Genomic DNA, 19,188 nt, shown 5'->3' with positions numbered 1-19,188 from the left:
AGAATGACTGAAAAAATCGCTAAAACAGGCAATTTGGATTTGTTCGATATGCGGATTTTGGAAATTTTAAGCCAAGATGGACGCATTGCCGTCACCGAACTTGCCAAACAAATCGGCCTTTCCAAAACACCGTGCCAGACACGATTGAAACGCTTGGTGGATGAGGGCTATATTCAAGGCTTCCGCGCCGCCATTGATCCGGAAAAGCTCGGCCTTGACCATATTGCCTTTACGACCGTGAAATTATCCGATACCCGCGAAAAAGCATTGCAGGAATTTAACATAGCCGTGCGCAAAATCCGCGAAGTGGAAGAATGCCACATGATCGCCAGTTCATTTGATTATCTTTTGAAAATTCGAACACCGGATATCCGCCGTTATCGCATTGTGCTGGGTGAAAAAATCTCCAGCCTGCCCAATGTCGCCAGCACATCCACTTTTGTGGTGATGGAATCAGTCAAGGATAATCGTCCGGTCAGGGTTTATCCAGACAGCCTGTAATAACTGGACAAAAATCAGGCTATATATAATGGGCGTGAAATCAGGCGTCTTCGCCGAATTTATTACCTATTAGCGCAGTCAATGCATCCAGTACTTGTTGTGCTTCTTCGCCGCAAGCGCTGACCTGAATAGAACAACCTGGTGAGGCTGCCAACATCATCAAGCCCATGATTGATGTACCGCCCACCGACATGCCGTCTTTTTCAACACGCACATGAGCATTGAAACTATCCACAGTCTGGACGAATTTGGCAGAGGCGCGCGCATGAAGCCCGCGCATATTGATAATCTCAAGAGAGCGCGTCAGAGCCTCATCGGGATTATAGTCGCCAGTTACCGGCACGCTCACATGCATAAAGTTATTTTCCTGTCAGAACCTGACTGGCTACATTGATATATTTACGTCCGGCATCCTGTGCCTCGTTCAATGCCAGTTTCATATCACCTGATATACGCATGCTGCTCAATTTGATCAACATAGGTAAATTCACACCGGCTATCACTTCCACCTTGCCAGCTTCCATCACAGAAATTGCCAGATTGGAAGGGGTACCGCCGAACATATCAGTCAAGATAATAACACCATGACCTGTATCAGCGCGTTTTACCGCATCAACAATATCCTGCCGACGCTGTTCCATATCATCATCAGGGCCGATGCAAACAGTTTCAAAATTATCCTGCTGGCCGACAACATGCACAACGGCATATAAAAACTCTTCGGCCAATCTGCCGTGCGTAACAAGCACGAGTCCGATCATTGTTTAACTGCTCCCGTTCTGGCCTGCCATTTACTGCCTAAACAGTAAAATTGCCCGCTAATAAGGCTTTAGCAATCCTGATGCACATCGTTTAGCAAATAGGACACATATCTTGGCAGGGCAATTATTGATATCAAGTGAAAATTATTCGCAAAAAGCCAATAAAAACAAAATGCCGCAGTCTTCAGCTTGAAAACCATTTATAAAAATAACGAAAATTACAAAATATCTTTTTAAACTGTTGTTTTTAAATAATTTTATAAACTATACTTTTATAGTCAATATTTTCCACATCACGCATATATAATATAGACTTATGCACGATATATTCAAGCCAAGCGTTTTACGGCCATGGCTCGTAAAACAAAGTTGCTTCAACTGCACGGGCAATCGTCAGCGAATCAGCGCCTGTACTCAGTGCACGCAAGTGCAAACAAGGAATGTCCACTCCTTCGAAATGCCATTGATGCCCTTCAGGAAAACGATCCGCCATTTCAGCTTGAACAAGTCTGACAACCAGTGCAAGTTTCGTATCATTTTTAAAGGGGTGCCTAAATAGACCCGCACCACGGATCTCAATGCCGCCGGCCAATTGCTCGGGAACACCAGCGATGATGGCGTCACCTTCACGTCTGATTAGCGTTCGGTCATCAGCCACCAGCAAGGCGTTCTCACCACGTGCAGCAGCACGCTCTATCAATGTCAGCACCAGCTCAGTTTTACCGGCACCCGAAGCGCCTAAAAACATGACGCCGCGGCCATTCACTTCAACTGTTGAGGCGTGGATACCACTTTTATCCATCAGCTTGCCAAGGGTAGATCAACGATAAAACGGGCACCAATGATTTCCGGCTCAGCCTGCATTGTCGCTTTGGCTGCTTTACCGCTTTTCTTCGGTTCTTTTTCATCGCTATAGATATTTTCAGCAATCAAAGTACCGCCATGTGCTTCAATGATCTGACGGCTGATCGAAAGACCCAAACCGGAATTTTGGCCAAAGGCTTCATTGGATGGGCGGTCCGTATAGAAACGCTCGAAAATACGTTCGATATTTTCAATCGGGATACCTGGCCCGTTATCCTCAACGATTATCTGTACTCGCTGACCAAGGCTTGTCAGATGCACGATGATTTTACCGGTCTCTTCCGGCACAAAAGAACGCGCATTTTCAATCAGGTTGGAAATCACCTGCCCAAGTCGCAGATCATGGCCGGCAACGCCAAAGCCTTTTTTACCGGCTGGTTTCTTGCCGACATGAAATTCAATTGCCGTGCCACGTTTATTACGGCGCACGCCTTGCGCGGCCTGCACAATATTCTCCAGCAGCACTTTCACATCGACAATATCGGTATGTTCACGCGCCAGTTCTGCATCCAGACGCGATGCATCGGAAATATCGGTAATCAGACGGTCAAGACGGCGCACATCATGCTCGATCACATCCAGCAGACGTTTGCGCGATTCATCTGTTTTGGCGAGCGGCAGTGTTTCCACAGCACTACGCAGAGAGGTCAGCGGGTTTTTCAACTCGTGACTGACATCAGCTGCAAAACTTTCGATCGCTTCAATACGGGTATAAAGCGCATCCATCATATCGCGGATGGATGTGGACAAGTGGCCGATCTCATCCTGACGTTCGGAATAATCGGGAATTTCCACACGGGTTTTCACCCCATGACGTACACGGTCGGCGGCCGCCGCAAGTTTACGCAAAGGATTGGCAATCGCATATGCCAGAAACAGCGACAAGATAACCATCACCGCAGAAACGACACCGAAAACGCGAAAAATCGCGTTACGCTCGCCTTGCACGATCTTGTCGATATCCCCACCCTCTGTGGATAATAACAAAACGCCCAACACCGCGCGGAAACGCTGGATCGGAATTGCTACCGACACCACCAGTTCGCCTTTCTCATTACGGCGCTGTGCGGATTGCGGAACCCCTTCCATGGCGGCTTTAATTTCAGGATAGATCGAGCCATTACCACCGGGTTGCTCATGATCCAACGGTAAACCACCACCATAAAACAAACGCCAAATCCAGCCGCGTGCACGCTCAGTCCATGTTTTTTCTTCTTCATCAAGCGGGGGCAGATCATAACGGAAAACCTGACCACGGAAATAAAGATGGCGTGAATCAAGCAATAGGTTCGAACCGCGATCATAAATACGCGCACGCGTATTAACCGGTGAGATCAGACGGCGCAGCAAAGGTGCCACACGCTCCGGATTGATCGGAAATTCCCAGTTTTCAATGGAATCAGACGCCGGATTGGTACTTTGTCCGGCCTGCAATTCCAGCAGCACTTCCGGATCAATCATGATGGAATTGGTTTCAACCGTAGCGGAAGCTGCAATCGCACCGGCGATAATCTCGCCCTGCGTTTTCAAACTTTCCACTTTGGCATCAACCAAACCGTCACGAAACTGGTTCATATAAAGAATCCCTGAAACCAGTACGGCCAAGGCAGCCAGATTGAGGAACAGGATACGACGTGTCAAACTGGAAAAGAGATAATTGCCAAGCAATTTACGCACAGGCGCAAGCAGACGACGCAGAAACAACGAGCGTTGGCGCCGTGCCATACGCTCTCTGCGCGTGTCTGGTTTTTTGTCCACTTCATTAGACGCATCTGGGGACGCGTTTGGCGCCTGAACGACCATAAGCTGCTTTATCGCCTTTCGGATTTTGGCTCACAAATGAAAATTCTGCGATAATTTAAGCTTCGCGGAAGCGATAGCCAACCCCATAAAGCGTTTCAATCATCTCGAAACTGTCGTCAACCTGCTTAAATTTCTTACGCAGACGCTTGATATGGCTGTCGATGGTACGATCATCCACATAGACCTGTTCGTCATAAGCGGCATCCATCAAGGCATCACGGCTTTTAACCACGCCCGGACGCTGCGCCAAAGAATGCAGAATGAGGAATTCGGTCACAGTCAATATAACCGGTTCCCCTTTCCATGTGCATGTATGGCGCTCCTGATCCATCACCAACTGGCCGCGCTCAAGGGAACGAGCCTGCTGGCCGCTTGACTTGGCCGTACCGTCACGCGCTGCCACACGGCGCAGCACCGCTTTTACGCGTTCCACCAGCAAACGTTGCGAAAACGGCTTGGTAATAAAATCATCCGCACCCATTTTAAGGCCGAACAGCTCATCAATCTCATCATCTTTGGAAGTGAGAAAGATAACCGGCAGATCGGATTTCTGACGCAAACGGCGCAGTAATTCCATTCCATCCATACGCGGCATTTTAATATCGAAGATAGCAAGATTTGGCGGCCGCGCCGTCAGACCATCAAGTGCCGAGGCACCATCCGTATAAGTCTCAACACGATAGCCCTCTGACTCCAAAGCAATTGAAACGGAGGTCAGAATATTACGATCATCATCGACCAGAGCAATCGTTTGTGTTGCGGATACTTCCTTCATACGGTCGCCTTTCCTTGATTTAAGCAAATCAGCAGATGTCAAAACTACTATAATTCTTTGCGCTTGTGCAGTACAAATTAGGTACAAAATGTGGCAAAGGCATTTTCTGTCCGTAAATAAGTCTTCCACAGCTGAAAACAATCTTTGGTTGTGATTTTTTCCAAAAAACAACCCTGATAGTCCGTTCTAACCGATTTAAAAATTTTTAAATTTTTTTAAATCGATTAAACATTTGAATTATTTTATTTAAAATGTTTTGGACTCGCATCGCGCCGGTGAAAGCAAGATGACAAACACCGGCAGTGTTCAATAATTTTTAAACAGATCGCGGAGATACTATGAGCGAGATCGGCATCCACAATACCGCCGCTTCCATTGCCACTTCAGGACTGAAGGAGCTCTCTGCAGTCTATTATAATTTTGGACCGGCGAAGCTTTATGAAGAATCAATCCGTCGTGGTGAAGCAGAATTGACTGCGCAGGGCGCAATCGTTGCCCGCACCGGCCAGCACACCGGCCGCTCACCTAAAGACAAATTTGTTGTCCGTGATGCCAATACCGAAGATCAGGTTTGGTGGGACAACAACAAGCCGATGACACCGGAAGCCTTTGACCTGCTTCATGCCGATTTCATCGAACACGCCAAAGGCAAAGAACTGTTTGTACAGGATCTGATCGGCGGCGCAGACAAAGACAATTCCATCAATGCACGTGTGATTACAGAATTTGCATGGCATTCTTTGTTCATCCGCAATCTGCTCATCCGTCCTGAGGAAAGTGATCTTAGCACTTACGTTCCGCAGATGACCATCATTGATCTGCCGTCCTTCAAGGCTGACCCTGCGCGCTATGGCTGCCGCACGGAAACCGTGATTGCAGTGGATCTGACCCGCAAAATCGTTCTCATCGGCGGCACATCTTATGCCGGCGAAATGAAGAAATCTGTTTTCACCGCTCTTAACTATCTTTTGCCTGCCAAGGGCGTTATGCCAATGCATTGCTCGGCCAATGAAGGCAAAGACGGCGACACTGCCATTTTCTTTGGTCTTTCCGGCACCGGTAAAACGACTTTGTCGGCTGATCATAGCCGCACATTGATTGGTGATGACGAACATGGCTGGGGCAAAGACGGCATCTTCAACTTTGAAGGCGGCTGCTATGCCAAAACCATCCGTCTGTCGGCAGAAGCAGAACCGGAAATTTACGCGACCACCCAGCGTTTCGGCACAGTGCTTGAAAATGTTGTGCTGGATGATAACCGTCAGCCTGATTTCGACGATGGAACACTGACCGAAAACACCCGTTGCGCCTATCCGCTGAACTTCATCCCAAATGCAAGCAAGACAGGCAAGGGCGGTCAGCCTAAGAACATCATCATGCTTACTGCTGATGCTTTTGGTGTTATGCCTCCAATTGCCAAGCTGACACCGGCACAGGCGATGTATCACTTCCTGTCCGGCTACACCGCTAAAGTTGCAGGCACCGAAAAAGGCGTGACCGAACCGGAAGCAACGTTTTCAACCTGCTTTGGTGCGCCTTTCATGCCGCGCCATCCATCGGAATACGGCAATCTGCTGCGCGCATTGATTGCTGAACACAATGTGGATTGCTGGCTGGTTAATACCGGTTGGACAGGCGGTGCTTACGGCACCGGAAACCGTATGCCGATTAAAGCTACCCGTGCATTGCTGAGCTCGGCACTTGATGGTTCGCTAAACTCGGTTGAATTCCGCACCGACGAAAACTTCGGCTTTGAAGTTCCTGTTGCTGTGCCAGGTGTGGATAGTGCAATTCTCAACCCGCGTTCCACATGGGCAGATAAAGCCTCCTATGACAAACAGGCAGCCAAACTCGTTGATATGTTCATCAAGGCTTTTGAAAAGTTTGAAGCCCATGTGGACAGCGATGTGCGCTCTGCTGCACCTGCAACCCGGACGGCCGCTGAATAAGCGCTTTAAATATCTGAATTTGAAAAACCCGGCTTGAAAAAGTCGGGTTTTTTCATGCTGATTTTAACCTGTTTTTCGTGTAATATCGTGCCCATGGAAGAGAATAAAAACCGCATCCGCATCAATCACCGCATCCATATTCATGAAAATGATCTGGAAGAAAGCTTTATCCGGTCGTCAGGACCGGGCGGACAGAACGTCAATAAAGTTTCCACCGCTGTGCAGTTGCGGTTTTTGGCCGCACAAGCGGGACTGGAGCAAGATGTGCTGGAGCGCCTCATCAAGCTTGCCGGACAGCGCGCCACCAAAGACGGGGATATTCTGATTGAAGCAAGCCGCTTTCGTTTACAGGAACGCAACCGTCTTGATGCGCGTGAAAAAATGATCGCGCTGATTGCCGAGGCCGCCGTACCACCGCCACCGCCAAGGCGAAAAACCAAGCCCACCAAAGGCTCGGTTGAGCGCCGCCTGAAACAAAAAGCGGGGCGTTCTGATGTCAAGAAAATGCGCGGCAAAGTTAATTTTGACTAATCGAATATTTCTGACAAAAACCTGTGTCACAATTCGCCATCATCGTCTTTTAGAATAAGTTTCCTGCCAATTTGACTTATTTTCTTGGACAGCTGCAATTTCCGCACTACACTTCCGGCACAACTGTAACGAGGAGCTACTTTGATGGGTATTTTCGATTTTGTTAAGTCTGTGGGCACCAAGCTTGGCTTTGGCGAAGATGAGCCAAAAGCAGATGATCTGAAAAAGGAATTGGACTCTCACAAGCTCGGCACCGAAGATGTGCAGGTTGTGGTTGATGGTGATAAAGCCGTGCTGAAGGGTACTGTCAAAGACCAATCCGCTTTTGAAAAAGCTATTATCGCTGTGGGTAACTCGCTCGGTGTTTCGAAAGTGGAAGCCTCGGAGCTCACCGTCGATGGTGCAGCCGGCGATAAAGAGCCTGTTTTCTATACCGTGAAAAAAGGAGACAATCTTTGGAAAATCGCCGAAGCACAATATGGTAAAGGCAAAGGCGCTAAAAACAATATTATCTTTGAAGCTAACAAACCGATGCTGACCTCGCCCGACAAAATCTATCCGGGTCAGGTGCTTCGTATTCCTGAGCTCGACTAGAATTTATTATATATTTTAAATGAAAGGCTCCACCGAAAGACTTATAGTCTGAAATTTCGGTGGGGCTTTTTTATGCCACCTTAGGTTAAGAATATAAAACCGGAGACATATTATGATCATTACCTTTGGTTCGATCAATGTGGACTTCATGTTTCAGCTAACCGAAATGCCGCGTGCGGGCCAAACATTACTGGCCAATGATTTCCACACAGAGGCAGGTGGCAAGGGCGGCAACCAAGCTTTGGCTGCGGCGCGTGATGGCGCTGAGGTTTTAATGTATGGGGCAGTGGGCACAGATGCGCTCGCGCAGATAGGCCTCAGTAATCTGGAAAAATTCGCCAATATCAGCCGTGTTGAGCGTCTTGCAGCGCCAACCGGTTGTGCTTCCGTTTATACCGACAGCCACGGCAATAATATGATTGCGGTGGCATCAGGTGCAAATTTACACGCTTCCTCGGCTGTGATTGAAGACGCATATCTGAAAAACGCCAATATCGTTTTGATGCAGATGGAAAACAAACCGGAAGAGGTCGAGAAGCTCATCCGTCGCACCAATGCAACTAAAGCGCTGGCGATACTCAATCTGGCACCAGCCTATCGCTTGCCAGAAGATGTGTTGTCGCTATGCGGTCTAATTGTCGTCAATGAAGATGAAGCGGAAGCACTTGGCCAATGGCTTGATTGTCCGCCTGACGCTAAAAGCCTTTCAACCCATCTCAACACCGGCATTTTACGCACACTGGGCGGCGAGGGAGCCGAAGCGTTTATGGACGGTCAACTCATTCAAATGAAAACCGTGGCCGTGGATGTCAAAGACACCACCGGAGCTGGTGATTGTTTTGTTGGTGTGCTGGCCTCAGCCCTCGACAAAGGTTTGAAACTTGGCGCAGCCATGGAACGTGCATCTGTTGCTGCGGCCATTGCCTGTACGCGCAGAGGCAGCCAGCAAACGATCCCGCGCGCCCAAGAGACAGACCAGTTTATCGCCAATCACATGGCTTAAAACTAAAAAGTCCGGCTCAACAGGCCGGACTTTTTTATTTTCAAATCTTTCTTAAAGCGACTTCTTCAATCAGGTGATCATTGCCTTTACGCAAGATCAGATCTGCACGAGGCCGTGTCGGCAGAATATTTTCCCGCAAATTGATCAGGTTGATATTTTCCCACAGCCCTTCACCGATAGAACGCGCTGTGGTTTCCGACAGCTGTGAATAACGGTGAAAGAAAGACTTCGGATTTTGGAAAGCTGTCTCACGCAAGCTCATAAACCGATCAATATACCATTTATGAATCTGGTCGGTTTCCGCATCAATATAAATGGAAAAATCAAAGAAGTCGGATACGAACGGCACCATCTTGCCGTCTTCCGGCAGGTCACGAACCTGCAACACATTGATGCCTTCGAAAATCAGAATATCCGGTTTATCAATGGTGATATATTCATCCGCCAATACATCATAAGTCAGGTGCGAATAAAGTGGTGCGCGTACCTGCCCGATGCCTGCTTTGATAGCCGACAAAAAGCGTAAAACTGCGCCCACATCATAACTTTCCGGAAAGCCTTTGCGATCCATCATATTATGCTCACGCAGCACTTCATTGGGATATAGAAAGCCGTCAGTGGTGACGAGATCAACTTTCGGACTCGAAGGCCAGCGTGCCAACAATTCCTTCAGGATACGCGCTGTGGTCGATTTACCCACCGCCACAGAACCGGCAATACCGATGATGAACGGTGTTTTAAACGTATCATCCATATTGAGGAATTGCTTGCGCTGTTGAAACAGCAGCTGGCTTGCTTCCACATGCGCCGACAACAAACGCGACAGCGACAGATAAATATGGCGCACTTCATCCAGATCAATCGGATCACCTAAAGAGCGCAGCCGTTTAACCTCATCAGCCGTCAGGGTGAGGGGCGTATCCGCACGAAATTCCGACCACTCATTGGCGGAAAACAGGCGATAAGGCGAATATTGTCCGGGTGCAAGCTGATCCACTTTTTCCCACATGAGAGCGCGTCCTTATGCGTTGCCGCGTGCAGCTTTTTCCTCAAGACCCGTTTGCGATGTGCGGCGCTGAAGCTCGGCCAAAACATCATCCAAAGAAACACCGGCAATTTTCCACACCACCAAAAGGTGATAGAGAAGATCCGCACTTTCAGACACGACTTCCGACTTATCACCAGCAAGCGCTGCAATGATCGTTTCCACCGCTTCTTCGCCAAGCTTTTGGCTGGCTTTCGGTTGGCCTTTACGCATTAAAGAAGCTGTATAGGACGAACCATCCGTGCTGGCGGCGCGCTCGGCAATAATGGTTTCCAGCGCTTCAAGGGTAAATCTGCTCATCGTTTTTCTCCGGAGCTGTTCCCGCTCATCAGTTTTTTATTATTGCAAAGGATCAAGGCGCACAGGAATTCCGGCATCTGCCAGGGTGCGTTTTGCTTCTTCAATCGTATAAGTGCCAAAATGGAAAATGGAGGCCGCCAGCACCGCCGCAGCATGACCGTCACGAATACCTTCCACCATATGATCAAGCGTACCAACGCCACCCGATGCAATCACCGGCACCCTTACGCTGTCAGCCACCGCACGGGTCAGCGCAATGTCATAACCAGCTTTGGTACCGTCACGATCCATCGAGGTGAGAAGAATTTCACCTGCACCCAAATCAGCCATTTTCTGCGCAAATTCGATCGCATCAATGCCGGTACGTTCACGCCCGCCATGCGTGAAAATTTCCCATCGATCTGTTTCATTGGCGCTCGACACTTTTTTCGCATCAATCGCCACGACAATACATTGGTTGCCGAATTTGTCGGCAGCTTCTGCGACAAAGTCCGGATTTTTTACCGCCGCTGTATTGATGGAAACTTTGTCGGCACCCGCCAGCAATAATTTGCGAATATCGCCAACAGCCCGCACGCCACCACCAACAGTGAGCGGCATGAAGCATTGTTCAGCGGTGCGCGAAACCACATCAAAAATCGTATCACGATTGTCGGAGGTTGCCGTAATATCGAGAAAGCACAATTCGTCGGCTCCGGCCGCATCATAAGCTTTAGCCGCTTCCACCGGATCACCGGCATCAATCAGATCAACAAAATTGACGCCTTTGACAACGCGTCCGTCTTTCACGTCCAGACAAGGAATAACACGTGCTTTCAGCATTCTAAGCCCCCATTCGGCGAGATTATTTTATTTTTAGCCACGACTTGCCACTTCAAGGCGGGCTGCTTTCAACAAAGCAAGTGCCTGTGCCGGATCAATGCGGCCATCATAAAGCGCACGTCCTGAAATGGCACCTTCAAGCTTGCGCGCATCGGGCATAGTCATGCGTTCAATATCCTGCATCGAAGCCAAGCCTCCGGATGCAATTACCGGAATGGAAACCTCATCTGCAAGGCTGAGAGTTGACTCCCAATTAATACCAGCCAGAATACCGTCACGGTCAATATCAGTGTAAATGATTGCCGCCACACCGGCGCCTTCAAACTTCTGCGCCAGTTCAATCACGCCAAGTTCGGAGGCTTCCGCCCAACCTTCAACCGCGACTTTGCCGCCTTTGGCGTCAATGCCGACAGCCACTTTGCCCGGAAACTCTTTACAGGCTTCGATGACAAGAGCCGGATCACGCACCGCAACCGTGCCTAAAATGACGCGTGATAGCCCGCGCAAAAGCCAGTTTTCGATATGCTGCAATGAGCGGATACCACCACCGAGCTGCACCGGATTTTTGGTGGCTTTCAAAATCGCATCAACCGCCGCACCATTAACACTTTCACCGGCGAAGGCGCCGTTGAGATCAACCACATGCAGCCATTCAAAACCCTGATCTTCAAATGCTTTGGCCTGTGCGGCAGGGTCCTGATTATAGACCGTCGCCTGATCCATATCGCCCAGTTTCAAACGGACGCATTCGCCTTCTTTAAGATCAATCGCAGGAAATAAAATCATGGCTTCCACTTCAAGAAATTAGCAATCAAAGCCAGTCCGAGTGCCTGACTTTTTTCCGGATGGAACTGCGTTCCAGCCATATTATCGCGCGCTACCGCAGCGGTGATTGTTTCGCCATACTCACTTGTGGCCAAAACATCCTCAGGATTTTTAGCATCCAGCATGTAAGAATGGACGTAATAGGCGTGCAATCCATCATCGCCGGTTGCGATATTCGCAAAGAGGGGATGGGAATGTTTCACGTGAATCTTATTCCAGCCGATCTGGGGAATTTTTAAACTCGGGTCTGAAACTTTGATTTCACGCACATCACCGGCAATCCAGCCAAGGCCTTCAGTCACTTGCTTTTCAAGGCCACGCTCTGCCATCAATTGCATGCCGACACAAATGCCGAGGAAGGGGCGTGCCTGCTCAACTACCGTTTTCTGCAATGTTTCGATCATATCCGGCACGAGTGAAAGCCCATGTTTACAATCGGCATAAGCGCCAACACCCGGCAACACAATATAATCGGCATGCGCCACACGATGCGCGTCTGATGTCACGTCAATTTCAATAGAAGGATGCACATCATTGCCGGCACGTTCAAATGCTTTGGCAACGGAGCGCAGATTGCCTGATCCGTAATCAATAATGGCAACACGCATTAAGAATTATCTCCGCGGTGACTCACAAGACCAATCTGTGAACCGATATGAGGGAATTGGGGAGGGGACTTCAACTGTCTTTGCTGATTGGTTGTTTCTGTCACTGAACCGCCACTCTGCGGCTGTTGACACAAATTTGCATGATCGACGAAATAGCGGATTTCCGCTTCGCCTAAATCATTGGCATCAATCACAGCCTTTTCAACAAAGCCGCGACGGCGCAATTTGGCGATCCGCCAATTATTGCCTTCGAGTGCCACCAGCACAGAAACAAGAAAAATCAGAAATGGAACAGCGGGCGCAAATTGTGTTGTCGCCGCACTGCCAATGGCAAGTGTTGCCGCCAACACGACAAATGCTTCCAGCCAAAGCCGTTTGGACAAGAGCCAGAAAAAAGGCACAATCAGCGCGAAGAGCGCAAAGCCGTCACGTACTATGACAGTAGCGTCCACCTGTACCTTTTCGTTTAAGCCTTCTGGTTCCAGAACGACAAAGCTTGCCATGACTAACCTTTTAAAGTGCCCTTGGTTGAAGGTATCGCATTTTTTTGGCGCGGATCAGTTTCAATAGCAACCCGTAAAGCGCGCGCCACTGCTTTAAAAACAGTTTCGGCAATATGATGGTTATTGCTGCCGTAATGGTTTTTAACATGCAGCGTGATGCCTGCATTCATAGCGAAAGCCTGAAAAAACTCCTGCACCAGCTCGGTGTCGAAAGTGCCGATCTTCGGCGCATTGAACGGCACATCCCAAACGAGGAAAGGGCGTCCCGACACATCCAAAGCGGCGCGGGTCAAAGTTTCATCCATTGCCAGATCAAGCGAGGCATATCGCACAATACCGCGGCGCTCGCCCAAAGCTTCAGCCACGGCTTTGCCCAATGCAATGCCGGTATCTTCAACTGTATGGTGGTCATCAATATGCGTATCGCCTTTGGTGCGGATATGCATATCAATCAGGGAATGTCGTGACAGCTGATCAAGCATGTGGTCGAAGAAACCAACGCCGGTTTGAATATCAAATTGGCCGGTTCCGTCCAAATTCACCGAAACAGCAATTCCGGTTTCGTTGGTGGAACGTTCAATACTTGTTTTGCGTGCGCTGTCAGAAACCATATCTTTTCCCATATGTATATATTGGCCCCATAGGCATTTATTGCCAGCGTTCTAGAACAGGTTGCGCCTTTTTCCAAATGCTTTGATGGGGTGCGGCCATCAATTGGCTTAATTTATTGCGCCACACCGCCTTATTATTTGCATTTCTTTGTCAATTTCATACATAAAACCAAAATGAAGTGCGGGTGATTTCTTGTAAATCGTATCACCGCGTCACATATTCAGGATCAGCTAAGATCGGTCGGGGTCGCCATGATTGCCTGAGTAAACAGGAATCTGAGCGGTCGCCTAAGGAGTATCCATGATCAATCATAATCCCACAACCATTTATGGCACCACAATCGTAACCGTGCGCAAAGGCGACAAAGTCGTCATCGCCGGTGACGGGCAGGTCTCGCTTGGCAATACCGTTATGAAAGGCAATGCGCGTAAAGTGCGCCGCTTGAGCAAAGGCAATGTGATTGCCGGTTTTGCCGGTGCAACGGCTGATGCTTTTACCCTGCTGGAGCGACTGGAAGCCAAGCTTGAGCAATATCCTGACCAATTGATGCGTGCATGTGTGGAACTTGCAAAGGACTGGCGTACCGACCGCTATTTGCGGAAATTAGAAGCCATGATGCTGGTGGCCGATGCCAATGTGACTTTGGCACTCACCGGCACCGGTGACGTGCTGGAGCCGGAACATGGCGTAATGGCCATTGGCTCGGGTGGCAATTATGCGCTGGCTGCTGCCAGAGCACTTATTGATACCGATCTTGACGCAGAAGAAATTGCCCTCAAAGCTATGAATATTGCTGCAGATATCTGCATCTATACCAATCATAGCATTCTGGTGGAATCGCTCGACGCGAAATAAGCGCTCACATTTTAAGAGCAACCGAGAGGCGAAGATCGCCTCTCATCATCCAATCAGCTCACAGGAAAGCCGTTTTTGCCCTTTCAATTTATTCAGGTAACGGCCGATGGATTATAAAAATAATGTCAAATTTTTCACCGCGTGAAATTGTTTCTGAACTTGATCGCTACATTATTGGCCAGAACGACGCCAAGCGCGCCGTCGCCATTGCTTTACGCAATCGCTGGAGACGTCAGCAGCTTGACGGCCAGATGCGCGAAGAAGTGATGCCAAAAAACATCCTGATGATCGGACCAACCGGCGTTGGTAAAACCGAAATCTCCCGTCGTCTTGCCAAATTGGCCGGTGCGCCTTTCATCAAGGTCGAAGCCACCAAATTTACCGAAGTCGGCTATGTCGGGCGTGACGTCGAACAGATCATTCGTGATCTGGTTGAAGCCGCTATCGGTCTTGTGCGCGAGAAAAAGCGCGAAGAGGTCAAAGCCAAAGCCCACATCAATGCCGAAGAACGCGTACTCGATGCATTGGTTGGTAAAACTGCAAGCCCTGCCACCCGTGACAGCTTCCGCAAGAAATTGCGTGATGGCGAATTGGACGACAAAGAAATCGAAATTGAGGTGGCCGACAACGGCTCATCCAACAATTTTGAAATTCCGGGCATGCCGGGCGCCAATATCGGCGTGCTGAATTTGAGCGACATGCTTGGCAAAGCCATGGGCGGCCGTACCAAACAACGCAAAACCAGTGTTAAAAACTCTTATGCATTGTTGATAACCGATGAATCCGACAAGCTGCTGGATCAGGATCAGGTTATTCAGGAGGCACTCAAAGCAACCGAAAATGACGGTATTGTCTTCCTCGACGAGATCGACAAGATCGCCCGCGAAGGCGGCTCGGGTGCCGGTGTTTCGCGTGAAGGTGTGCAGCGGGATCTGTTGCCACTGGTGGAAGGAACAACCGTTTCAACCAAATATGGGCCGGTGAAAACCGATCATATTCTTTTCATCGCATCGGGTGCTTTCCACGTTTCCAAGCCATCCGACCTGTTGCCTGAATTGCAGGGTCGTCTGCCGATCCGCGTTGAACTCAGCGCACTGACCCGTGAGGATCTGCGTCGCATTTTGACCGAAACCGAAGTGAGCCTCATCAAACAATATATTGCTTTGATGGCAACTGAAGAAGTCAAACTCGACATCACCGATGATGCAATTGATGCTTTAGCTGATATTGCCGTTGATCTTAATGCAACAGTTGAAAATATCGGTGCGCGGCGTTTGCAGACAGTGATGGAACGTGTGCTGGATGAAATTTCGTTTGCCGCACCGGATAAATCCGGATCATCTTTCACGGTGGATGCTGATTATGTGCGTAAAATGGTTGGCGATCTGGCCAAGAACACCGATCTTTCACGCTTTATCCTATGATTAATGTGAATATAAGTGACCGGAAAGACACGTTCGCAATAGTTAATTAAGAATTTGAAAAATCCCCTCGACTTGTGCGGGGGGATTTTTTATTTTCCGCACAACTTATATTCGTATTCTTTCACTTACCGAGGCACGTTACAGCAATATGATTAGCCGACTGAACCTCATCGCCGGCATTTGCCTGTCCGTAGTGCTTGCAAGCCCAGTTCTCAGCCAACCAGCTTATAGCGCCACCGTTGTGCCAACCGGCAACCGCAATGCGCAGCAGCCGGCCATTCCGGGTGCTTCTGCTAAACGCACCAAAGAACTGAGCACCACTTACGAAAAGAAATACCAGAAAATCTATACATTGCTCAAAAATGATGCATCGTTGCGCTCAAAAATCCGCGCTAACGCATCAGCATACGGCATTGATCCGATCCATATTGTTGGCGCGATTGTCGGCGAACATACCTATAATGTGGATGTTTATGACCGTTTACAGACCTATTATGTGAAGGCAATGTCCTATGTAAATCAGGGTGTGGATTTCGCCTATAATGGCGAAAGCATTGCCAATTTTATCAAACGCCCCGAATTTGCCGGCTGTGAGCGCTTTAAAGACAGCTACACACTTTGGGGGTGCCGCGAAGATGTTTGGAATGCAAAATTCCGCGGCAAAAAACTTGATGGTAAATCTTACCCGAACAATCGTTTCAGCGCTGTCTTCTTCCAGCCATTTTATGCAGGCCAAACCTTTGGCCTTGGACAGATCAACCCGCTGACCGCGCTGCAAATGTCCGACATGGTCAACCGTGTATCAGGCTTGCCGAAACTGCGCGCCGAAGATGGCACCACCATCTATAAAACTATTATGGATCCGGATTTGACCCTGCCATATATTGCAGCGACCATTAAACAATCGATCACCTCTTATCGTCAAATTGCCGGTTTTGATATTTCAAAAAATCCGGGTCTGACTGCTACCTTATATAATACCGGTGGCGCTGATGACCGCGCACGCGCCTTGGCACAAACCAATAAAAATCGCAAAGCAGCAGGACAACCAGCTTTGATGCCACAGGAAAATTATTATGGCTGGCTCGTTAATACCAAACTGGATGAGCTGAAAGCTTTTTTTAAATAACAGTCAAACTTTAAATGACAGTCAAACCGTGACGGATTGATTTATTGCGGCGGCGCTTGCGCGCCGCATCAATCTGTTCAGTCATAATTTTGATCGTCTCACGATCCAGAATACGAATATTTTTAGATAATAAATTGGCAAGTTCGGTGGCTTGCGGGCTCAAACCAGCCGTATCAATCACCACACGCGGATGCGAAATTTTCGCTAATTGCTGCAGTTCTTCCGCTTCATCCCAAATGATATTGAAATAGGTGATGATACGTTGCAACATGTCCCATGTGGGCGCACCGCGCCGCCCATGCTCAAGTGCCGACAAATAGGCCGCAGAAACGCGCAAAGCTTCCGCCATTTCCTTTTGGCTTACGCCACGCTTTTCGCGCAACTCCCTCAACCGTTGGCCAAAAGGGGTCATAGGGATAACCCCGTTGAAACGGCGCGACGCAATCGCACATAAAGCGCACCATGCCCGCCATGATGATGTGCCGCATCTTCATAAGCACTGACCAGCAACCGAAAAATCGGCGTCGAAAACCAATGCGGTACCACTTGTTTCAGCACGCCTTCACTGCCGTAAGATCGCCCCTTGCCGGTGATAATCAACACATGACGCAAACCTCTGGCATGAGCATCCGCCAAAAAACCGTATAATAAATTATACGCCTCGCGCTGCGTTAGCCCGTGCAGGTCTATCCTTGCATCAATATTAAGCCGTCCTTTTGCAATCTTGCGATGCGTTGGTTTATCGAGCGGATAAATCTCTTGCTGTTTTGGTTTTACGACAACAGGCTTTGCATCTTCCTTAAATACAGCAAGCTTTTTAAACTGAGGTGCAGCCGATGGCTTTGATTTGGGGGCCACTTCCTGTTCCCACAAGTCAAAATCATCCATTGCCGATTTCAGGTGATGTTTGCCGGAAATAGGCAAAGCGGTTTTGGCAACCGTTTCCCATAAAATCCGGTCTTCTGCGCGTAAATAATTTTTAGGAGCCATCTTCAATGCTCCTTACAACGCAAAAAAACGGCGAAAGCCGTTATAAATTCTTTGAGAAATAAACACCCGGGCAGCACTGACTGCCCGGAAAATCCAAATTTTATTTTATACAACACTTGTCCGAATCCGGATCACAAAAGATTAAGGTTGCTAAAAGCAGAAAGACCCTTAGTCCTCTGCCTCGGTTGCCACCAAACGCCAGTTTGGATCGCGCGATTTCAAATCACGCGCAAATGTCCAAAGATCCTTCACTTCAATAACAGCTTCCGGATCACCATCGATAACATTATCTTGTTTATCCAAAGTGGAAGTAATCATCTGACTTAACAGCGAAACTGTAATATGGGCTTCCGAACCTTTGATTTCCACTGCTGTGATGTCAGCTTTTTCCACACCGATATAAGTGGAGCGCTGTTTTTCACCGCGCTTTTCACGCTCATCAATCGCTGAAACAAAGCCGTCATACACTTCTTTGGAAAGAAGGTTTTTCAGCAATTTACGATCGCCGTCAGCATATCCCATCACAATCATTTCATGCGCAAGCTTTAAGCCTTTAATGAAAGTTTTTGGATCAAATGAAACATCCATGGCGCGGATGGCACGCAACTTATCATTGATAGGTGAACCAACCGGCGCCACAGCATCAATGGAACGAAAATCTTTAACCGGCTGTTCAGCACCGGCTTTGCGCGGCAATGAAATCACATTATCTGCATCATCGCCATTTTGCGGCTGTGCTGCATCTGCCGGTTTTTGCGTTGTATAAGGATCAAGGGGCGGTTTTTCATTGCCTGTGCGGGTGCCAAGAACATTTCTCAGCTGGAAGAAAATCACAACAGCTGCGATCAAGAAGAAAATTGTGCCAAAATCAAAAAATTCCATACCCTGCGCCATGTTAGGATCCGTGCTTCACTCTAGCATAACCGGATCTGAATTTCACCTGAAGCATTCATAATTAATAAAATGCTCTGTTCAGTTCATTTGATGCATCTGATCCAAAAACCGCTACGCACTTTTTGGGATGCGGCTCATTCTCACCGCGCATCTTATTCCAAAAACCGCTACGCACTTTTTGGGATGCGCTTGTATTCAAAAAACATATAGATTGCGCAAGCTAAACATTCAAATTCAGACCCCGCATACCTATCTGTAACCGCATGAAGCTCATTTATGCCATGTATCTTATATGTATTTCGTTGCAAATGCATATATTTCAAGCGCAAAAGCTGCAAATATAGCATTTTAACCGCAATACTGCCGCATCAATGTGGATAATAAAATTCATGTAAGCGCA

Annotated in this window: 23 protein-coding genes; 8 read left to right on the top strand and 15 right to left on the bottom strand. The window is 48.4% G+C overall.

Features of this window, described 5'->3' with window-relative positions:
• The first annotated feature begins 3 nt into the window (after positions 1 to 3).
• Positions 4 to 501 (top strand): Lrp/AsnC family transcriptional regulator, encoded by a 498-nt coding sequence (locus tag JNC77_RS01015; RefSeq protein WP_374828870.1) that lies wholly within the window; start codon positions 4 to 6, stop codon positions 499 to 501.
• Positions 502 to 541: 40 nt separating this feature from the next.
• Here JNC77_RS01015 and JNC77_RS01010 read toward each other — a convergent pair whose 3' ends face one another.
• The 5 genes from JNC77_RS01010 to JNC77_RS00990 all read right to left on the bottom strand — a co-directional run bounded on the left by JNC77_RS01010 (position 542) and on the right by JNC77_RS00990 (position 4,704).
• Entirely contained in the window at positions 542 to 856 is a 315-nt protein-coding gene (locus tag JNC77_RS01010) for an HPr family phosphocarrier protein (RefSeq protein WP_374828869.1), read from the bottom strand.
• Between the two features lie 4 nt (positions 857 to 860).
• Complete coding sequence (locus JNC77_RS01005) at positions 861 to 1,262, bottom strand: PTS sugar transporter subunit IIA (protein ID WP_374828868.1); 402 nt, start codon at positions 1,260 to 1,262, stop codon at positions 861 to 863.
• Between the two features lie 343 nt (positions 1,263 to 1,605).
• Positions 1,606 to 2,064: an HPr kinase/phosphorylase gene (locus tag JNC77_RS01000; RefSeq protein WP_374828867.1), complete on the bottom strand. Its 459-nt coding sequence runs from the start codon at positions 2,062 to 2,064 to the stop codon at positions 1,606 to 1,608.
• Positions 2,064 to 3,851: a sensor histidine kinase gene (locus JNC77_RS00995; RefSeq protein ID WP_374828866.1), complete on the bottom strand. Its 1,788-nt coding sequence runs from the start codon at positions 3,849 to 3,851 to the stop codon at positions 2,064 to 2,066. The genes JNC77_RS01000 and JNC77_RS00995 overlap by 1 nt, the downstream gene beginning before the upstream one ends.
• Before the next feature lie 133 nt (positions 3,852 to 3,984).
• Positions 3,985 to 4,704: a response regulator transcription factor gene (locus tag JNC77_RS00990; protein WP_374828865.1), complete on the bottom strand. Its 720-nt coding sequence runs from the start codon at positions 4,702 to 4,704 to the stop codon at positions 3,985 to 3,987.
• Between the two features lie 338 nt (positions 4,705 to 5,042).
• Here JNC77_RS00990 and JNC77_RS00985 point away from each other — a divergent pair, with 338 nt between their 5' ends.
• From JNC77_RS00985 to JNC77_RS00970, 4 genes are all read left to right on the top strand, one after another.
• Positions 5,043 to 6,653: a phosphoenolpyruvate carboxykinase gene (locus JNC77_RS00985; protein WP_374828864.1), complete on the top strand. Its 1,611-nt coding sequence runs from the start codon at positions 5,043 to 5,045 to the stop codon at positions 6,651 to 6,653.
• A gap of 93 nt (positions 6,654 to 6,746) precedes the next feature.
• Positions 6,747 to 7,184, top strand: coding sequence for an alternative ribosome rescue aminoacyl-tRNA hydrolase ArfB (arfB, locus tag JNC77_RS00980; protein ID WP_374830388.1), 438 nt, complete (start codon positions 6,747 to 6,749; stop codon positions 7,182 to 7,184).
• 144 nt (positions 7,185 to 7,328) lie between these two features.
• The gene (lysM, locus tag JNC77_RS00975; protein WP_374828863.1) at positions 7,329 to 7,778 is read left to right on the top strand and encodes a peptidoglycan-binding protein LysM; all 450 of its coding nucleotides are present in this window, start codon (positions 7,329 to 7,331) and stop codon (positions 7,776 to 7,778) included.
• A gap of 112 nt (positions 7,779 to 7,890) precedes the next feature.
• Entirely contained in the window at positions 7,891 to 8,781 is an 891-nt protein-coding gene (locus JNC77_RS00970; protein ID WP_374828862.1) for a ribokinase, read from the top strand.
• A gap of 40 nt (positions 8,782 to 8,821) precedes the next feature.
• Here the strand turns inward: JNC77_RS00970 and coaA are convergent, their stop codons facing one another.
• The 7 genes from coaA to hisB are packed head-to-tail and all read right to left on the bottom strand — an operon-like array spanning position 8,822 to position 13,495.
• The gene (coaA, locus tag JNC77_RS00965; protein WP_374828861.1) at positions 8,822 to 9,790 is read right to left on the bottom strand and encodes a type I pantothenate kinase; all 969 of its coding nucleotides are present in this window, start codon (positions 9,788 to 9,790) and stop codon (positions 8,822 to 8,824) included.
• Positions 9,791 to 9,802: 12 nt separating this feature from the next.
• On the bottom strand, positions 9,803 to 10,126 hold the full coding sequence (locus JNC77_RS00960; protein WP_374828860.1) for a phosphoribosyl-ATP diphosphatase: 324 nt from the start codon (positions 10,124 to 10,126) through the stop codon (positions 9,803 to 9,805).
• A gap of 39 nt (positions 10,127 to 10,165) precedes the next feature.
• Positions 10,166 to 10,948, bottom strand: a complete 783-nt coding sequence (gene hisF, locus JNC77_RS00955) for an imidazole glycerol phosphate synthase subunit HisF (RefSeq protein WP_374828859.1) — start codon at positions 10,946 to 10,948, stop codon at positions 10,166 to 10,168.
• 33 nt (positions 10,949 to 10,981) lie between these two features.
• A complete protein-coding gene (gene hisA, locus JNC77_RS00950; RefSeq protein ID WP_374828858.1) occupies positions 10,982 to 11,734 on the bottom strand; it encodes a 1-(5-phosphoribosyl)-5-[(5-phosphoribosylamino)methylideneamino]imidazole-4-carboxamide isomerase in 753 nt (250 codons plus the stop codon).
• Positions 11,731 to 12,381, bottom strand: a complete 651-nt coding sequence (gene hisH / locus JNC77_RS00945; RefSeq protein ID WP_374828857.1) for an imidazole glycerol phosphate synthase subunit HisH — start codon at positions 12,379 to 12,381, stop codon at positions 11,731 to 11,733. Before hisH ends, hisA begins: the two co-directional genes overlap by 4 nt.
• Positions 12,381 to 12,884: a DUF2628 domain-containing protein gene (locus tag JNC77_RS00940; RefSeq protein ID WP_374828856.1), complete on the bottom strand. Its 504-nt coding sequence runs from the start codon at positions 12,882 to 12,884 to the stop codon at positions 12,381 to 12,383. The genes hisH and JNC77_RS00940 overlap by 1 nt, the downstream gene beginning before the upstream one ends.
• Positions 12,885 to 12,886: 2 nt before the next feature.
• Positions 12,887 to 13,495 (bottom strand): imidazoleglycerol-phosphate dehydratase HisB, encoded by a 609-nt coding sequence (gene hisB / locus JNC77_RS00935; protein ID WP_374828855.1) that lies wholly within the window; start codon positions 13,493 to 13,495, stop codon positions 12,887 to 12,889.
• A gap of 301 nt (positions 13,496 to 13,796) precedes the next feature.
• On the opposite strand from hisB, the gene hslV reads away from it, so the two are divergent.
• The 3 genes from hslV (at position 13,797) to JNC77_RS00920 (ending at position 16,904) form a co-directional block, all read left to right on the top strand.
• Positions 13,797 to 14,351: an ATP-dependent protease subunit HslV gene (gene hslV / locus JNC77_RS00930; RefSeq protein WP_374828854.1), complete on the top strand. Its 555-nt coding sequence runs from the start codon at positions 13,797 to 13,799 to the stop codon at positions 14,349 to 14,351.
• A 122-nt stretch (positions 14,352 to 14,473) separates the two neighbouring features.
• Positions 14,474 to 15,775, top strand: coding sequence for an ATP-dependent protease ATPase subunit HslU (hslU, locus tag JNC77_RS00925; protein ID WP_374828853.1), 1,302 nt, complete (start codon positions 14,474 to 14,476; stop codon positions 15,773 to 15,775).
• Between the two features lie 148 nt (positions 15,776 to 15,923).
• The gene (locus tag JNC77_RS00920) at positions 15,924 to 16,904 is read left to right on the top strand and encodes a DUF1402 family protein (protein ID WP_374828852.1); all 981 of its coding nucleotides are present in this window, start codon (positions 15,924 to 15,926) and stop codon (positions 16,902 to 16,904) included.
• A 10-nt stretch (positions 16,905 to 16,914) separates the two neighbouring features.
• Here JNC77_RS00920 and JNC77_RS00915 read toward each other — a convergent pair whose 3' ends face one another.
• The 3 genes from JNC77_RS00915 to JNC77_RS00905 form a co-directional block, all read right to left on the bottom strand.
• Positions 16,915 to 17,316, bottom strand: a complete 402-nt coding sequence (locus JNC77_RS00915) for a helix-turn-helix domain-containing protein (RefSeq protein WP_374828851.1) — start codon at positions 17,314 to 17,316, stop codon at positions 16,915 to 16,917.
• Positions 17,313 to 17,894, bottom strand: a complete 582-nt coding sequence (locus tag JNC77_RS00910; protein WP_374828850.1) for a Smr/MutS family protein — start codon at positions 17,892 to 17,894, stop codon at positions 17,313 to 17,315. Before JNC77_RS00910 ends, JNC77_RS00915 begins: the two co-directional genes overlap by 4 nt.
• A gap of 168 nt (positions 17,895 to 18,062) precedes the next feature.
• Positions 18,063 to 18,776, bottom strand: coding sequence for a Tim44/TimA family putative adaptor protein (locus JNC77_RS00905; protein ID WP_374828849.1), 714 nt, complete (start codon positions 18,774 to 18,776; stop codon positions 18,063 to 18,065).
• Positions 18,777 to 19,188: the final 412 nt, after the last annotated feature.

This window comes from Paenochrobactrum pullorum (assembly GCF_041929845.1).
GTDB lineage: Bacteria > Pseudomonadota > Alphaproteobacteria > Rhizobiales > Rhizobiaceae > Paenochrobactrum > Paenochrobactrum pullorum.
This window is presented reverse-complemented; position numbering and strand designations above follow the sequence as displayed.